At 65.2% G+C, this 17,417-nt stretch carries 11 protein-coding genes; 4 read left to right on the top strand and 7 right to left on the bottom strand.

Annotated elements, in window-relative coordinates:
- Nucleotides 1-40 precede the first annotated feature (40 nt).
- Together B6V75_RS04830 and B6V75_RS04835 are read right to left on the bottom strand one after the other, a co-directional pair.
- Entirely contained in the window at nt 41-1,798 is a 1,758-nt protein-coding gene (locus B6V75_RS04830; protein ID WP_088718891.1) for a tetratricopeptide repeat-containing sulfotransferase family protein, read from the bottom strand.
- 173 nt (nt 1,799-1,971) lie between these two features.
- Entirely contained in the window at nt 1,972-3,765 is a 1,794-nt protein-coding gene (locus B6V75_RS04835; protein WP_168174443.1) for a sulfotransferase, read from the bottom strand.
- A gap of 203 nt (nt 3,766-3,968) precedes the next feature.
- Between B6V75_RS04835 and B6V75_RS04840 the strand changes: the two genes are divergently transcribed.
- The 3 genes from B6V75_RS04840 (at nt 3,969) to B6V75_RS04850 (ending at nt 8,917) form a co-directional block, all read left to right on the top strand.
- A complete protein-coding gene (locus tag B6V75_RS04840) occupies nt 3,969-5,357 on the top strand; it encodes an HPP family protein (RefSeq protein ID WP_088718893.1) in 1,389 nt (462 codons plus the stop codon).
- Nucleotides 5,358-5,618: 261 nt separating this feature from the next.
- The gene (clpA, locus tag B6V75_RS04845) at nt 5,619-7,937 is read left to right on the top strand and encodes an ATP-dependent Clp protease ATP-binding subunit ClpA (RefSeq protein WP_088718894.1); all 2,319 of its coding nucleotides are present in this window, start codon (nt 5,619-5,621) and stop codon (nt 7,935-7,937) included.
- Nucleotides 7,938-7,993: 56 nt separating this feature from the next.
- The gene (locus tag B6V75_RS04850) at nt 7,994-8,917 is read left to right on the top strand and encodes a M23 family metallopeptidase (RefSeq protein ID WP_088718895.1); all 924 of its coding nucleotides are present in this window, start codon (nt 7,994-7,996) and stop codon (nt 8,915-8,917) included.
- 3 nt (nt 8,918-8,920) lie between these two features.
- Here the strand turns inward: B6V75_RS04850 and B6V75_RS04855 are convergent, their stop codons facing one another.
- Nucleotides 8,921-10,801, bottom strand: a complete 1,881-nt coding sequence (locus B6V75_RS04855; RefSeq protein WP_075774493.1) for a cation:proton antiporter — start codon at nt 10,799-10,801, stop codon at nt 8,921-8,923.
- A 275-nt stretch (nt 10,802-11,076) separates the two neighbouring features.
- Between B6V75_RS04855 and B6V75_RS04860 the strand changes: the two genes are divergently transcribed.
- The gene (locus B6V75_RS04860; RefSeq protein ID WP_088718896.1) at nt 11,077-12,642 is read left to right on the top strand and encodes a DEAD/DEAH box helicase; all 1,566 of its coding nucleotides are present in this window, start codon (nt 11,077-11,079) and stop codon (nt 12,640-12,642) included.
- A gap of 125 nt (nt 12,643-12,767) precedes the next feature.
- On the opposite strand, the gene B6V75_RS04865 is transcribed toward B6V75_RS04860, so the two are convergent.
- From B6V75_RS04865 to nuoN, 4 genes are read right to left on the bottom strand one after another with little or no spacing between them, the layout of a single operon-like run.
- Complete coding sequence (locus B6V75_RS04865) at nt 12,768-14,390, bottom strand: ribonuclease J (protein ID WP_077701370.1); 1,623 nt, start codon at nt 14,388-14,390, stop codon at nt 12,768-12,770.
- A 47-nt stretch (nt 14,391-14,437) separates the two neighbouring features.
- On the bottom strand, nt 14,438-15,214 hold the full coding sequence (locus B6V75_RS04870; protein WP_088718897.1) for a type III pantothenate kinase: 777 nt from the start codon (nt 15,212-15,214) through the stop codon (nt 14,438-14,440).
- Nucleotides 15,215-15,230: 16 nt separating this feature from the next.
- Nucleotides 15,231-15,983: a biotin--[acetyl-CoA-carboxylase] ligase gene (locus tag B6V75_RS04875; RefSeq protein WP_075774489.1), complete on the bottom strand. Its 753-nt coding sequence runs from the start codon at nt 15,981-15,983 to the stop codon at nt 15,231-15,233.
- On the bottom strand, nt 15,973-17,412 hold the full coding sequence (gene nuoN, locus B6V75_RS04880; RefSeq protein ID WP_075774488.1) for an NADH-quinone oxidoreductase subunit NuoN: 1,440 nt from the start codon (nt 17,410-17,412) through the stop codon (nt 15,973-15,975). The genes B6V75_RS04875 and nuoN overlap by 11 nt, the downstream gene beginning before the upstream one ends.
- Between the last annotated feature and the right edge of the window lie 5 nt (nt 17,413-17,417).

Genomic DNA, 17,417 nt, shown 5'->3' on the forward strand with positions numbered 1-17,417 from the left:
GGTCAGCTTAGCGAGCCTTCCTCACGCCACAAGCCCGCGCTTAGTCTAGCTTCGCGAAAGCGGCCTCCAGATAGGGCGCATATTTCTCCCATGCCTGCGAACTGCCCTTGTAGATGGGCTTGCGCACCTGCGTGTCCGATGTCGTCGCGACCGTGCGGGCGTTGTCCTGCGGGCGCAGGCAGGCGTCTTCCCAGCGCAGCCCGAGCGCATCGATCAGCGCGCGGCTGCGCGCCTCGGGGGCTTCCGTCAGCGCCTCGTAGTCGCAATCGACGACCGCCCCGGGCTGCACCGCCCAATGCGCCATCAGATCGCGATAGAGCCCGTGATAGGCCACGAGATCGTCCAGATCATGTGCGTAGCCATTGCCCGTGCTGGAAAAGAAGTTGCGATAGATCGACCAGAGGGTCGCGCGCGGATCGCGATGGACATGCACGATCGAAGCGCGCGGAAACAGCGCCCGGATCGCTCCGATCCAGCGGAAATTGAGCGGCATCTTGTCGGTCACGAACGGCTTGCCATCGGCCAGTCTGGTGAGCGTCCCGTAATAGGCGGAACGTATCCGCCCCGCCTCCCGGTTAAGCGCCTCCGGGTCGCTCCAGTCGAGCGCACTCATCTCGCGATCGAGCGTGGCGATCTCATCTCCGGGCGCGACCTGACTGTGCTGGGTAACGATCTGCTCGATCAGCGTCGTGCCCGAGCGCGGAAGGCCCAGCAGGAAGATCGGCACCGGTGCGGCCTTGTCGGTCTCTGTCTCAGGGATTGGCGGATGGGGCGCGGCAAAACGCTTGCGCAGCTGCGCAAAAAGCTTGCGATCCTGCGCGATGTCATAGCCCAGTTCAGCCTTGCGCCGCGCATTGGCCGACTGCCAGAGCGCGAAGGCCCGCTCCGTCCCGCCCACATCGTGCATCGCCTTGGCGAGCGCGAATTCGAGCAGCATCAGGTCATGCTCGGAATGCGCCTCCGCCGCGACCTGCGCCTCGAGTTGCGAAAGCAGTGGATCGTCCGGCGCGAAGCCATGCAGGCGAGAGAGATTCCACCACGCCTCGGCATAGCTCGGATCGGCCCCGAGCGCCGCCTCGAACCGCGTCCGTGCCCCGGCGATGTCGCCTTCGGCGAGTAGAATGTTGCCAAGGTTGTTCAACGCGAAGACATGGCGCGGGTCGGGCGACCGCGCTTGTGCGGCCCCAGACATCGCATCGCCAGTGAGCTTATCGTCCGCTACGGCCTCCAGCGCCGCCTCGAACCGTTTGCGCGCCTCGATCTCGCGGCCGAGCGCGAGGAAGGCATTGCCCTGATTGTTCAGCGCCACGGGGTCACCCGGGCGCAGCGCCAATACGCGGTCGAACGACGCGATCGCGTCTTCATGGCGCCCCAGCTCCATCAGTTCATTGCCCAGGTTGCCGTGGGTGTCGGCGTGATCGGGCCGCAAGGAGATCAGGCGGCGATAGGTCTCGGCTGCAGCGTCGTGATCGCCCAGGGCCCCCTCCCCCGCAGCTTTTAATTCGAGCAAGAGGATGGCCTCCGGAAACTCTCTCAGCGCCCGTTTCGTCTGCTGGACGAGCTCGCGGTTGCGCCCCGTCTGCATCAACCCCATCAACTGCTGCAGCAGCGCGCGCGGCGGCCCCGCGGCCGGTATCGCCTTGCTGACCTGCGCGAGCGCTTCTAGCCCCGCCTTGGCGCGCCTGTTGCCCGGAAAACGGCCGAGCACGTCACGGTAAAGCGCCTCGGCCTGCCGGTATTCCCCGCGCTTGGCATGGCCACGTGCGGCGAGCAGCATCTTGTCAACGGACCCGGCCATCGGCTCTCCTTCGCGAAATCGACCCGACCATAGCGAGCCGCCGCGCGATGACAAGCACGGCAGCAGCGCCACCGGGAGGGGCGCCGACAAACGGGAACGAAGACCGTCCGAACGGAACGCTCAGCGAAATGCGCCCGCAGAGGAGCGGGCGCAATTAGGCCGAAGACCGAACATCAGTCGAGCTTCGCGAATGCCGCCTCCAGATACGGGGCGTATTTCTCCCACGCCTGAGAACTGCCCTTGTAGATCGGTTTGACCACCTGATCGCGCGATGCGGTGCGGGCGATGCGCTTGTTGTCCTGCGGGCGAAGGCAAGCCTCGTCGAAGGGCAATTCGAGATAGTCGAGCAGCGCGCGAATTTCGGTCTCCGGATTTTCCACCAGACGCTCGTAGTTCAGGTCATAAATCGTCTCGGCGAAGAGCGATTTCCAATGCGCCATCAGGTCCTGATGCAACGCCCGATAAGCCACCAGATCATCGAGGCTATGCGCGTAGGCGTTGCCATCGGAGCCGAAATTCAACCGATAGATCGACCAGATCACCGCGCGCGGATCGCGCTGAAGATGGATGATCTTTGCCTTGGGGAACAGCGCCCGGATCGCCCCGACCCAGCGGAAGTTGAGCGGCATCTTGTCGGTCACGAAAGGCGCGCCTTTGGCGTGCGCGCGCAGAACCTCGCGATATTCGGCGCGGATCTCCTCTGCCTTCGCGCGGAAGTCCTCTGGATTCGACCAGTCGATTTGGGACAATGGGCTGCCGAGTTCAATCAACTCGCCGCCCGGCGCGACCATCGGATGGGCGCTCACGATCTGTTCGCTCAGCGTCGTGCCGGAGCGCGGCAGGCCGACGATGAAGATCGGCTCCGGGCTATCTTGCGCGGCGTCGGGAATGGCTGCAGGCACGGCCGGGAAGGCCTGCTCGATCTGCGCGAACAGAGTCTCGTCCTGTTCGATCGTGTAGCCCAGCAGCTCTTTGCGACGCGCATTGCCGCGTGCATAGAAAGCGAAGGATTTGTCGGTGTCGCCGATATCCTCATAGGCTTTGCCCAGGGCGAATTCGTATCGGACCCGTTCCCTCTCCGAATGATGCGGTGCCTCAAGCAGACCTTCGAGACGTGCGACGAGAGGATCGCCTTCGGAAATACGCGTCGCCATAATCAGCGACGCCAGCGCTTCGACATGGTCTGGATTGATTGCGAGCGCACGCTTGTAATAGTCGATCGCACCCGGTTTGTCGCCGAGTTCACGTCGCACGTCGCCCATCGTCGTCAAGGCGCGGAAATTGTCGGGCAACTTCGCAAGAACTTCCAACAGATGAGGCTCGGCCTCTTGCGCCTTATGGCTCAGGACGAGCGCGTTGGCGAGGTTCAGCTGTGCCTCGACGAAATCGGGTGCGGCCTCGTGGGAGGCGCGATACATCTCGAGCGCCTCGCTTTGCTCGCCCGCGCGGCGCTTGGCGTTACCGATATTGTTGAGCGCAACCGGGTCGCCTGGGCGCAATTCCAGAACGCGCTCGAATTCGACCACGGCTTCGTCGTCACGATTCAGCGCCATCAACTCGTTGCCGTAGCTGCCGTGAGCATCGGGCGCGTCGGGAAACATACCTACCAGTTCGCGAAAGAGCGCCGCGGCCCCCTCGTGATCGCCCAGGGTCGAGAGCGCCGCGGCCCGCACTTCCATCGCGGCAGGGGCGCGCGGGAATTGCTTGAGGACACGGGAGGCGACTTCGGCGGCCTCGCGATCGCGGCCCGCCTTCTTCAGGCCGAAGAGCTGGTCGATCACCGGGCGCGGCGGGTTCACCGGGCGGCTCGCGCGCGATTGCGAGATCTCGGCCAGCCCGGCCTGCGCGCGCTTGTTGCCGGGAAATCGCGCGAGAACCTCGCGATAGAGCGCCTCGGCCTCCGCGAAAGCTCCGCTTTTTGCATGGGTCTTCGCCGCGCGCAGCGTCTTGTCTATCGGTCCGGCCATCGCGCTCTCCCCGTTTTTCGTCCTGCCTGAGAATTCGCGCCCGACCATAGACGCGCCGCGCCTGATGGCAAGATGCCAGACGGGCTTCGGGGAGCGTTTAGCTCTGAGATGGCGTCCCCACCGCCCGGCCTCTCGCCGCCCCCGCGCTTGCATCCGCGCGTGGCAGGCGCGATACCTGTCGCGAATTCAACCCCAGCGAACCGATGCCGATCTCACGCCTGCCCAAGAATGTCCGCCGCCAGCTGCGCCGCTTCGGCCCCTCCATGGGGCGTAGGCCCGCGGTCGACATCCTGCGCGGCGCGGTGGGCGCTGGAGTGGCGATCCTCGTCGTGACCTTCATCGTGGCCACCCTGCCCCATTCACGACAGGCCGGGATCTATCTCGTGTCCAGCTTCGCCTCGATGGCGGTTCTCCTGTTCGTTCTGCCGAACTCGCCGCTGGCGCAGCCGTGGTCCGCGATGATGGGGATGATGATCTCCGCCGTGGTGCCGGTCGCGGTGCTGATGGTGACCCCTCCACCCTATGCGGACGGGCTCGCAGTGGGCGGGTCGATCGCGGCGATGATGGCCGCGCGCGCGCTGCATCCGCCAGCCGCCGGGATCGCGCTGCTCGTGATCTTGGAACACGAGGCGGGGCGGCGTCTCGGCTTCGATTTCGCGATCTTCCCGATCGCGGTGATGACGGTGCTGATGATCGGGTTCGCAATGGTCTGGAACCGGCTCTTCGGGATTTCCTACCCGACGCGCCCTCTCGCCTATTCCCCGGCCCATGTCGGACGTGCGCGCGGCCCGGCCCGCTCGCTCAGTCAGCGCGACCTGTCGAACCTGCTGGTCGAGTTCAACCAGTCGGCCAACATGGACCCCGCCGATCTGGCACGGCTCATGGCGGTGGCCGAACACCGCGCCGCCGAGTCGCTTCTGGCCGACACGCATGTGCGCGATCTGATGACGCAGAACCCGGTGACCGTCAGCCCCGAAGCGCCGCTGTCCGAGATCGTGCGCAAGATGACCGCGCTCAACGTTCACACACTGCCTGTGGTCGACAATTCGGGATACTATCTGGGTGTGGTCGATCAGCATGACGCGCTCGAAGAGCTGTTCAAGGAGTTCGACATCCTGCGCCGCCCCCTGCGGTTCCGCGCCGCCCCGCCCGAAGCCGAGGTGCGCGCGATCTTCCATACCGATATCGAGACCGTCGAGGGCGACACGCCGGTGGGCCAATTGCTCGAACGGCTGGCCCGACGCGAGGCGCGGGTCGTGCCGGTGACCGAAAGCGGGCGGCTCGTCGGCATCCTGACCCGGACCGACATCATCGCGCTGCTGCTGGAACATTCGCCAGCCGCCCATTCCGAGGCGGAGCTCGAGGAGGAAGGCGACGAGGACGAGGAGGACGCGCCCCAAAAGAGAGAGGATGCTTCCCCGGGAACCAGAGCCACCAAGCGCCCCGGCAAGGCGCCCGCATCCAAGGGCAAAACCGACCCCGAAGACGCCGAACTGGCGGCGGAACTGCACCAAAGTGCGGCGCGCCGCCCGCCAGTCCACGAGGACACGCAGCACGACACCGCGCAAAGCCGCGCCGAGTCGCCCAAGTAACCGTCAGGGCGCTTGAACCCGCGAAAACCCTCCCCATATGGGAGAGGTCAAACGCAACTCCCCTAGATATTGCGCGCCTCATCGGTATCCCTGCACCGTCGCGCCCGCTAAATGATCGTTTTTTCCGTACGAATCGGAGTCCGATCGGTTTTTGGGCATGAAAAGACTTGAAGCGCGACGAATTCCACCGAACTTTAATCTTATAGGGCAACACTAGGCTGGGTATCCTCCCGCGCCGCCCTTCGAGGAAAGGAGCAGATAATGCCGTCGTTTTCCAATACGCTCGAACAGGCAATCCACGGGGCGCTGGCGCTCGCCAATGCCCGAAAGCATGAACTCGCGACGCTAGAACACCTGCTCCTCGCATTGATCGACGAGCCGGACGCCGCGCGGGTGATGAAGGCCTGCGCCGTCGATACCGACGAATTGCGCCAGACCCTGGTGGAGTTCATCGATGATGAACTGTCCACCCTCGTGACCGAAATCGAAGGCTCGGAAGCCGTGCCGACCGCCGCCTTCCAGCGCGTGATCCAGCGCGCGGCCATCCATGTCCAAAGCTCGGGCCGCTCGGAAGTGACCGGGGCGAATGTGCTCGTCGCGATCTTCGCCGAGCGCGAAAGCAACGCCGCCTACTTCCTGCAAGAGCAGGACATGACCCGCTACGACGCGGTGAACTTCATCGCGCATGGGGTGGCGAAGGATCCGGAGTTTGGCGAAACGCGCCCGGTGTCGGGTGCCGAGGAAGAGGCCAAGGCCGAAGGGGCGACCCAGGCCGAAGCCAAGGATTCCGCGCTCGAGAAATACTGCGTGAACCTCAACGCGAAATCCGAGAAGGGCGATGTCGACCCGCTGATCGGGCGCGAGCATGAGGTCGAGCGCTGCATTCAGGTCCTCTGCCGCCGCCGCAAGAACAACCCGCTTCTGGTGGGCGATCCCGGCGTGGGCAAGACCGCGATCGCGGAAGGCCTCGCGCTGAAGATCACCCGCGGGGAGACCCCGGAAATTCTCGCCAATTCGACGATCTACTCGCTGGATATGGGCGCACTGCTCGCCGGCACCCGCTATCGCGGTGACTTCGAAGAGCGCCTGAAGGCCGTGGTGAAGGAGCTTGAAGAGCATCCCGACGCGATCCTCTTCATCGATGAGATCCACACCGTGATCGGTGCGGGCGCGACCTCGGGTGGTGCCATGGATGCCTCGAACCTCCTGAAGCCCGCGCTTCAGGGCGGCAAGCTGCGCACAATGGGCTCTACCACCTACAAGGAGTTCCGCCAGCACTTCGAAAAGGACCGCGCGCTGAGCCGCCGGTTCCAGAAGATCGACGTGAACGAGCCCTCGGTGCCGGACTCCATCAAGATCCTGATGGGTCTGAAGCCCTATTTCGAGAAGCACCACGACATCCGCTACACCAACGACGCCATCAAGACGGCGGTGGAACTGTCGGCGCGATATGTCCATGACCGCAAGCTGCCCGACAAGGCGATCGACGTGATCGACGAGGCGGGCGCGGCCCAACATCTCGTGGCCGAAAGCAAGCGGCGCAAGACCATCGGTCCGAAAGAGATCGAGGCGGTCGTCGCCAAGATCGCGCGGATTCCGCCGAAATCGGTCTCGAAGGACGATGCCGAGGTGCTCAAGGATCTCGAGAAGTCCCTTAAGCGCGTCGTGTTCGGCCAAGACAAGGCGATCGAGACGCTGTCCTCCGCTATCAAGCTGGCCCGTGCGGGTCTGCGCGAGCCGGAGAAGCCGATCGGCAACTACCTCTTCGCGGGTCCGACCGGTGTCGGCAAGACCGAGGTCGCCAAGCAGCTCGCCGATACGCTCGGCGTGGAACTGATGCGCTTCGACATGTCGGAATACATGGAGAAGCACGCGGTCTCGCGTCTGATCGGTGCGCCTCCGGGCTATGTCGGCTTCGATCAGGGGGGCATGCTGACCGACAGCGTCGACCAGCACCCGCATTGCGTGCTGCTGCTCGACGAGATCGAAAAGGCCCACCCGGATGTCTACAACATCCTGCTGCAGGTGATGGATCACGGGAAGCTCACCGACCATAACGGCCGGACCGTCGACTTCCGCAACGTGATCCTGATCATGACCTCGAATGCGGGCGCCGCCGAACAGGCGAAGACCGCAATCGGCTTCGGGCGCGATCGGCGCGAAGGCGAGGATATGGCCGCGATCGAGCGGACCTTCACGCCCGAGTTCCGCAACCGTCTGGACGCGGTGGTCAGCTTCGCGCCGCTGCCGCGCGAGGTGATCTTGCAGGTGGTCGACAAGTTCGTGCTGCAACTCGAAGCGCAGCTCATCGACCGCAACGTCCATATCGAGCTCACCCCGGCCGCCGCAAATTGGCTCGCCGAGAAGGGCTACGACGACAAGATGGGCGCGCGTCCGCTGGGCCGGGTCATTCAGGAGCATATCAAGAAGCCGCTCGCCGAAGAGCTGCTCTTCGGCAAGCTCACGAAGGGCGGTGTCGCCAAGGTCTCGATCAAGGACGACAAGATCGTCATCAAGGTCGAGGAACCGGGCAAGAAGCGGATCTCCGGCTCCAAGCCGCGCCTGCTGACCGCCGAATGATCTAGGCCGTGCTCCGCGCGGTAGTGATAAGCCTTCTCGTCCCGGCCGTGCCCTGCATGGCCGGGACTTTTCTATTTGACGCGCCGACGCTGCAAATGCCGGTCGACTGCACCCTTGGCCAGGATTGCTACATCCAGAATTACGTCGACCGCGACCCCGGTCCCGGCGCGCGCGATGCGGGTTGCGGCGGGCTGACCTATGACGGCCACAAGGGCACCGATTTCGCGCTCCTGACCGAAGCGCAGATGCAGGAGGGCGTGAAGGTGATCGCCGCCGCGCCGGGCCGGGTCGTCGCCACCCGCGATGGAGAGCCCGACGGGGCTTATGTCAGCGGACGAATGGTCGCGGGCAAGGAATGCGGCAACGGGATCGTCATCGATCTAGGACGCGGCTGGCAGACCCAGTATTGCCATCTGCGCGAAGGCTCGATTTCCGTTGCACGTGGCGCGCGGGTCGAGGCGGGCACCCCGCTCGGCCTCGTCGGCCAATCGGGTCAGGCGGAATTCCCGCATCTGCATCTGTCGCTGCGCCATGAGGGCACGGTCGTTGATCCCTTCGACCCTGAGATGCAGGACACCTGCGCGGCTGCCGCATCGCAGAGTCTCTGGTCCGATCCTTTCCCCTACACACCAAGCGGCTGGCTCGCGACCGGGTTCACCGCCGCACCGCCGCGCTTCAACGCGATCCTCGCCGGCGACCCCCTGCCGCCGCCCCGCGAAACCGGACCCGCCCTCATCTTCTGGGGCTACGGCTTCGGCCTGCGTGCGGGAGACACGATCAGTTTCGAGATCACCGGCCCGGATGGGATCAGCATCAGTACGACCAGCGAGGTCGACGCACCCAAGGCCCGGTTCTTCCGCTATGTCGGCAAAAAGACCCCGCCTGACGGCTGGCCCAAAGGTCCCTACGCGGGCCAGATCGCGCTGCGCCGCGACGGCGCGGTGATCGCCCGCCGATCAGCCACCGCCCGGATCGAATGAACCTCAAGGGATCCGCGCGGCGGGGCCAGGCTGGCCCGAGGGTTTCTCCCCGGCCTTGGCCTTCTGCGCGGTCTCTTCCTCGAAGGCCTCGGGCGGCAGCAGCGAGATGATCCGCCCGCCCGGCTCGACCTTCATTTCGGCCGGGTCGATCACGAAGCGAAGGTCACCGCTCTTCGCCACGACCATCACGGGCTTCGCCTTGGGTCGCTTCTCGCGCCACTGGGCCAGCGTGTATTCCTCGGTGATCCGGGTCACGCGGAAGCGCCAGCCCTCGGCGAGCAGTGTCTCCCACCCCTCGAGCGTGCGCCCCTCACCAAAGCGGCGCCCACCGAGCTGCGTCGGCAGCGCGTGGCGTTCGCGATCGTCCTTCTGGCGCGGCACCTGCCAGACTTTGTCGCGGCCCAGCTCGGGCGCGAGATCGGTCGCGACAAGCGTGTTATAGGCGTCGTTGTCGGTCGCGGCGAGCAGGGTCGAATAAGCCATCAGCTCGACCTTGTCCTCCGCCGCCTCGCCCAGAATGTCGCCGTAGAAAGTCTTGAGCCCATTGGCGCGGGGCCTGATCAGGTGCGCATGGTTCGGATCGGTGATAAGCACAGGCACCTCGGCCTTGTTCAGCGTCTCGGCCAGCGCCGACGTGAAGCGCGAGCCGCCCACGATCAGCAGCCCCGGCTTGTCGGCATTGGCCAGTCCCAGCTTCCGCGCCAGCGGCGCCAAGGTGAAGCCGTGCACGATCACAGTCACCAGCACCAGTACGAAGGCCAGCGGCCCGATACGCAGCCCGTCGGCCACCCCGATCTCGGCCAGACGCTGACCGAAAAGGCCCGCAACCGCCACGAGCACCACCCCGCGCGGGCCGGTGAAGGCGATCAGCAGGCGCTCGTTGCGCGGCAGGCCCGTCCCTATCAGCGAAATCAGCACCGTCATCGGGCGGGCCACCAGCACCACCAGGACGACGAACAACAGCGCGTGCCAGTCGAGGGCGGCCAGCTGGTCGATCTCGATATTCGCCGCGAGCAGGATGAACACGCCCGAGACCAGAAGCACCGTCGCATGCTCCTTGAACCGGCGCAGTTCCTCGTAGGAGGGCAAATCGGCATTTCCGATCACCAGCCCCATCACCGTCACTGCGAGCAGCCCGCTTTCATGCAGCACGTAATCGGTCACCGCGAAGGTCGCCAAAAGGGTCGCGAACAGCACCGGGACTTTCATGAATTCCGGCACCCATCCGCGCGAGAAGCTGCGCGCGATGCCCCAGCCGACCGCGCCGCCGATCGCCGCGGCAAAGCCGATCCCGAGCGCGAGATGCCAGACCGCCTCGCCCATCGGCAGGTTGGAGCGCAGCGTGAACACCACCTCGAAGGCCAGAACCGCCGCCAGCGCGCCGATCGGGTCGTTCACGATGGCTTCCCATTGCAGCAACCGTGCGGGGCGGCGGGCAAGTTTCGCCGTGCGCAGAAGCGGCGCGATCACCGTCGGGCCGGTAACGACCATGATGCCGCCGAAGACCGCCGCGCTTTCCCAACTCAGCCCCGCCCCCCAGACGAGCGCGAGTGCCGAGAGAAACCAGCCAAGCGGCGCGCCGATGAAGACAAGCCGCCTGACCCCGGTTTTCGCGTCGCCCAGACGGTGGAAATCCAGCGAGAACCCGCCCTCGAACAGGATCACCGCCACCGCGAGCGCGATCAACGGGCTCAGCAGCTCACCGAAGTCGCGGCTCGGGTTCAAAAGCCCGGTCGCTGGACCCGCAATAAGCCCTGCGACCAGCATGATCACGATGGCCGGAAGGCGCATCCGCCATGCCAGCCATTGCGCGCCGACACCGCAAACACCTACCAGCGCAAAGGCCAATACCGGGCCGAGACCCGCCGATTCCGCGACTGCCATATCTGTCCCTCGTCACACTTCGGGATCAAACCCCGTTCAGAAGGTCAGGTTCCGTGCCCCTTTGCAAGAGCCCCTTGCCATAGGAGCGTCCCGCCCGCCGGTTAGTGGCCCTGCCCTGAAAAGATTGACCTTTGCGTCGCAATCCGGTACGCCGCAGCCAAGCTCCGTAATCCGGCGGGGCTCTTCCTGGGCGCCCGGTTCCTCAAGCGCCCGATAGCGGCCCCGCCCGATGCGGGTCGCGACAGGACGCGATTAAAGGTAAACCAAGGATACCCATGACGAAATTCACCGATCTGAAGCTGGACCCGAAGGTCCTTTCCGCCGTTGTCGACGCTGGCTACGAAGAGCCGACGCCCATTCAGGCTGGCGCCATTCCGCCCGCACTCGAGGGCAAGGACGTGCTCGGCATCGCGCAGACCGGGACCGGCAAGACCGCCAGCTTCACCCTGCCGATGCTGACGCTGCTGCGTCGGGGCCGCGCCCGCGCCCGGATGCCGCGCTCGCTCGTGCTGTGCCCGACGCGCGAATTGGCAGCGCAGGTCGCCGAGAACTTCGACCTCTACGCCAAGAACACCAAGCTCACCCGCGCGCTGCTGATCGGCGGCGTATCGTTCGGAGAGCAGGACAAACTGATCGACAAGGGCGTCGACGTGCTGATCGCGACGCCGGGCCGCCTGCTCGACCATTTCGAGCGCGGCAAGCTGATCCTGACCGACGTGAAGGTCATGGTCGTGGACGAGGCCGACCGGATGCTCGACATGGGGTTCATCCCCGATATCGAACGCATCTTCCAGCTGACGCCCTTCACGCGCCAAACTCTGTTCTTCTCGGCCACGATGGCGCCCGAGATCGAGCGGATCACCAACACCTTCCTGCATGCGCCGGTGCGCATCGAAGTGGCGCGTCAGGCGACGACGGGCGCGAATATCACCCAGAAGCTGATCGAGATCGAACCGGCGCGCCGCGACCAGACCGCGAAAGCCAAACGCGAATTGCTGCGCGCGGTGATCGAGGCCGAGGGCGAGGCCTGCACCAATGCGATCGTCTTCTGCAACCGCAAGGTCGACGTGGATATCGTTGCGAAAAGCCTGCAGAAATACGGCTTCGACGCGGCCCCGATCCATGGCGATCTCGACCAGAGCCAGCGCACCCGCACGCTCGAGAGTTTCCGCGATGGCAAGCTGAAGCTGCTGATCGCCTCTGACGTCGCCGCGCGCGGCCTCGACGTGCCTTCGGTGAGCCACGTGTTCAACTACGACCTGCCGATGCATGCCGAGGACTATGTCCACCGGATCGGCCGCACCGGTCGCGCGGGCCGCAAGGGCACGGCGATCTCGATCGCGGTCCCCTCGGACGAGAAATTCCTCGGCCAGATCGAAAGCCTCGTCGAGCAGGAAATCCCGCGCGCCGAGCCGCCGGAAGGGTTCGAGCTGTCCGAAGGTGCGAAGCAGCCCGCGCGCAAGCGCGAGGACTCCAAGGGCGGTCGCTCGCGTGGCGGGCGCAGCCGCGATCGCGGCGGGCGTGGCTCGAAACGCGAGCGCAGCGAAGAGACGCAGCAACCGCAGATCGCCGCACCGCAAGAGCAAAAAGAAGTTTCCAAGACCGAGGCTCAACCCGAAGAGGCTCGCAGCGAGCCCCAGGAGACCGCGAGCGCGCCGAAATCGCAGCCCCGCGATCAGGGTAGTGACGAAGGCAACGCACGCCGCTCCCGCGGGGGCCGCAACCGTCGCGAGCGTGAGAACGAAGTGGTGGGCATGGGCGACCACGTCCCGGACTTCCTCACCGTTTCCTTCCGCCCCGGCGCGATCGAAGAGACCGCCGAGGACAGCGCGGACAGCTGACGCTTTCGTATTGGTAAAAGTATCCCCGCCGGAGGCGTCCTCCGGTGGGGCTTTTCTTTGTCTCTGAGGATGGAGCGACGCCCTACCCCTTCGCGATCCGCGCCATTGACGGCGCGGACTCGCGCTCACTCGGTCAGACGGCTCGTGACGACGATCACTTCGGGCTTCTTGCCAATCTCTTCCATCGCGACCTGACGGGCGATGCGGCGCAGGCCCTCGTCCAGCTTGTCGTCATTGCTCAGGATCTTGACCGGCGCGCGCTCAAGATATTCGGTCATCTCGTCCTCGATCGTCTCGGCCAGCGGCGCGCCGGAGCGGCCCAGTTTCGGCAAGCCGTTCAGCTCGACCCAGGGCTCGCCCAGCGGCTGGTCTTGCTCGTCGAGGATCACCGTCACGAGGCACAAGCCGTTCAGCGCCATGCGCATCCGGTCGCGCACCACGCCGTCCATCGCGCCGATCTGCACCGAACCGTCGAGATAGGTGCGGCCCGCTTCGATATATTCGACGACTTTCGGCACCTCGCCGGTCAGGTCGATCATCGTGCCGTTCGTCGCGACTTCCGACGCGATCCCCTTGTCCGCGGCCAGCTTCGCATGTTCGCGCAGGTGGCGATGCTCGCCATGCATCGGGATCAGCATCTTCGGCGCGATCAGTTCGTGTACCGCTTCGAGATCGGGGCGGTTGGCGTGGCCCGAGACGTGATAGAGCCCGCCGTGATCGTCCACCACGTCGACTCCCATCTCGGAGAACGCGTTCATGATCCGGATCACGCCGCGCTCGTTGCCCGGGATCGTCTTCGAGGAGAACAGGAACGTGTCCCCCTCCTTCATCTCGAGCCCCAGGTACTTGCCGCGGCTCAGCTGGGCCGAGGCAGCGCGTCGTTCGCCCTGGGAGCCGGTCACGATCAGCATCAGGTTCTGGCGCGGCACGTCGGTCGCCTCTTCCGCCGAGATCGTGCCGGGCATGCCTTTCAGCACGCCGGTTTCCTCGGCGACCGAGACCATGCGCTTCATCGCACGCCCCAGCAGGCAGACTGACCGACCCGCGGCTTTGCCCGCTTCGGCAAGCGTCTTCAGGCGCGCCACGTTCGAGGCGAAGGTGGTCGCGACGACCATGCCGGTCTGCGCGCGGATGAGTTCCGAGATCGGCTCGGCCAAAGTGGCCTCCGAGCGGCCCGGCAGCGGGGAGAAGACGTTTGTGGAATCGCTCACCAGAACCTTCACGCCTTCGCCTTCCTTGGCAATGGCATGCCACATTTCGGGGTCGAAGGGCTCGCCGACGATCGGGTTGCCGTCGAGCTTGAAATCGCCCGTATGCACGACGCGGCCCGCAGGTGTGTCGATGATGAGGCCGGAGCTTTCGGGGATCGAATGCGAGATCGGCACGAATTGCACCTTGAACGGGCCGGCCTCGATCACCTTCGGGCGCGGCTCGACGATCTGGATCGTCTCGGGCGGGATGCCCGCCTCTTCCAGCTTCAGCTGGCCGATCCGACCGGTGAAAGCGCGCGCGTAGACCGGCTTGCGCAGCTTGTTCCAGACATGCGGCAGCGCGCCGATGTGGTCCTCATGCGCGTGGGTGATGAAGATCGCGTCGATGCGGTCGGCATTCGCTTCCAGCCATTCGAGATCGGCGAAGATCAGGTCGACGCCGGGCGTGCCGTCCATATCCGGGAAAGTCACGCCCAGATCGACAACGATCAGCCGCTCTTTCCCCTCTGGGCCGTAGCCGTAGACATAGGCGTTCATGCCGATTTCGCCGGCACCGCCGAGGGGGAGGTAGATCAGTCTGTCACTCACGCGGGAAGGTCCTTGTTATAGTCGTTGAGGAGGCGAAGGCCGTGCATGGTAAGGTCGTATTCCACACTGTCAAACAGGTCGAACCCCTGGCTGAACAGCTCTGCCAGACCGCCGGTCGCGATGACCTTCATCGGTCGGTCCCGCTCGAGCCGGATTTGGCGCACGACGCCTTCGACGAGGCCGATATAGCCCCAGAAAACGCCCGATTGGATACAGGCGACGGTGTTGGTGCCGATCGCCTTCTCGGGCATCGTCACATCGACATGAGGTAGGGCGGCCGCGGAGGCGTGCAACGCCTCGAGCGACAGGTTGACGCCGGGTGCGATCACCCCGCCGATATAGGCCCCGTCGGAGGCGACCACGTCGAAAGTGGTCGCAGTACCGAAATCGACGACGACGATATCGCCGCCATGCCGGTCATAGCCCGCAACCGTGTTCACGAGGCGATCCGGCCCGACGGTCGTGCCCGGATCGACGCGGGGCTCCACCGGCAGGCGGCATTCGGGCTTGCCGACGACCAACGGGCGGCAGTTGAAGTAACGGTTGGACAGAACCCGCAGGTTGAAGACCACCCGCGGCACGGTCGAGGAGATGATGACCTCGGTGATCGCGCCTGCGATCTCCTGCACGCGCATCATGCCCGACAGCCAGAGGAAATATTCGTCCGCCGTGCGCTGGTGGTTCGTCTCCATCCGCCATGTGGCGACGAAATCCGTCCCGTTCCAGACCGAGAAGACGGTGTTGGTGTTGCCGCAGTCGATGCAGAGAAGCATGGCTCCCCCCTTCCGCTCAGAAAAAGATATCCGCCGCCGAGATGGCACGGCGGCCCTCGGGCGTCGTCAGGATCAGCGCGCCGGTCTGGTCAATCGTCTCGAAGGTGCCGCGATAGGTTTCGCCGCCGACGCGTGCGGTGATTTCTTCGCCCAGACGCGCCGCCCGCGCGAGCCACGCATTGCGGATCGCGTCGAAGCCGTAATCGCGGAACTGTCGATCATAATGATCGAAGGCCTGCGCCAGCATCGGCAGGAAGTCGACCGGAGCGATCTGCATCCCGGTCTCGCCCAGCAGGCTGACCGGCGCCATCGCCTCGGGCTCGATCTCGGACCGCTCGGGGGCCACTGCGAGGTTCACGCCGATACCAATCGCGATTGTCTCTGCGCCCTGCAGGCTCTCGAGCAGGATGCCCGCGACTTTGCCGCCGTTCAGCAGCACGTCATTGGGCCATTTGATGGTCAGCCGCGCATGCGGTCCCGCGACATGCGCGAGCGCGGCCTCCAACGCGAGTGCCGCGACGAAGGAATAGAGCGCGGCATGAGCCAGCCCGCCTTCGGGCCGCATCACCAGGGTCGCCGAGAAATTGCCGGATGGCGCGCGCCACGCCCGCCCGCGCCTGCCGCGCGCGGCGGTCTGCTCATGCGCGAAGATCCAGGCTGAACCGGAGAGGCCCGGCGCTAGCCGGGCCGCTTCATCCATGGTGCTATCGACCGAGGGCAGGACGTGTCGCGCCACGCCCTCGGGCCAGTCATCGCGCTCAGTTGACAAGAGCCGCCGCCGCAGCCTGGGCCGCGCCCTCGATGCCGAAGAGGTTGAAGATGCCGATCAGCATTGCCAGCGCCGAGACCACCAGAAGGCCCCACTGGATCGCGGGCATCCGATTGTCGAGCGGATCCGTCTCCTTGCCGAAATACATGTAGAACACGATCCGCAGGTAGTAGAAGGCCGCCACGACCGACGCGATCACGCCCAGCAGCACGAGCCAGATATAGCCCGCGTGCAGCGCCGCTTCGAGCACCGCAAACTTGGCGAAGAAGCCCAGCATCGGCGGCACACCGGCGAGCGAGAACAGCAGCACCAGCATCGCCAGCGCCTTGACCGGGGCCTGACGGGCGTATTGATTGAGCGCCTTGAGTTCAGTCACCGGCTGGCCGTCACGCTCCATCGAAAGCATGAAGGCGAAGACGCCGACATTCATCGTCACGTAGATCGCCATGTAGGTCAGCATCGATTGCACACCCTCGACCGTGCCCGCCGAGAGGCCCAGCAACACGTAGCCCATATGGGTGATCGAGGAATAGGCCATCAGGCGCTTGATGTTCGACTGACCGATCGCCGCGACCGAGCCCCAGACCATCGACAGGCCCGCGAGCAGCGCGAGGATCTGGCCCCACTCCGCCGGCACCTGGCCGAAGGCGTCGAAGACGAGACGGGCGATCAGCGCCATCGCGGCGATCTTCGGCGCCGTTGCGAAGAAGGCGGTGACCGGCGTGGGCGAGCCCTCGTAGACGTCGGGCGTCCACATGTGGAACGGCACTGCCGAGACCTTGAAGGCGAGACCGGCGATCAGGAAGACCATGCCGAACAGCAGGCCGATCGGCAGGTGACCGGCTTGCACGACCCCGATGATGCCCGCGAATTGCGTGGTGCCCGCGAAGCCGTAGGTCAGCGAAGCGCCGTAGAGCAGGATGCCCGAGGACAGCGCGCCAAGGACGAAATACTTCAGACCCGCTTCCGAGCTCTTCTCGCTCTCGCGTCGCAGCGCGGCCACGATGTAGAGCGCGAGCGATTGCAGCTCAAGCCCCATGTAGAGCGACATGAGGTTGCCCGCCGAAACCATCATCATCATGCCGATGACGGCCAGCGTCGCGAGGATCGGGTATTCGAAGCGCAGCAGGCCGCGGCGCTGCATGTAATCGGTGCCCATCGCGAGCACCAGCGCGGCCGCGATCAGGATCATCACCTTGGTGAAGCGCGAGAACGCGTCGTCGATGAAGAGGCCGCCGAAGGCCTCATGCGAGCCCACCTCGGCCAGGCCGATCCAGGCCGCGATCACCAGCATGACGCCGGAGGTGATCCACAGCAGCGTCGGCGCAAGCTTGTCCTTGCCGAACCACACACCCGCGAGCAGGGCCACCATCGCGTAGACGGCGAGCAAAAACTCCGGAAGGACGATCGAGAAATCCGCAGAAGTCATCCCTC

It is taken from the genome of Thioclava sp. F1Mire-8 (genome assembly GCF_002213165.1).
GTDB classification, from domain to species: domain Bacteria; phylum Pseudomonadota; class Alphaproteobacteria; order Rhodobacterales; family Rhodobacteraceae; genus Thioclava; species Thioclava nitratireducens.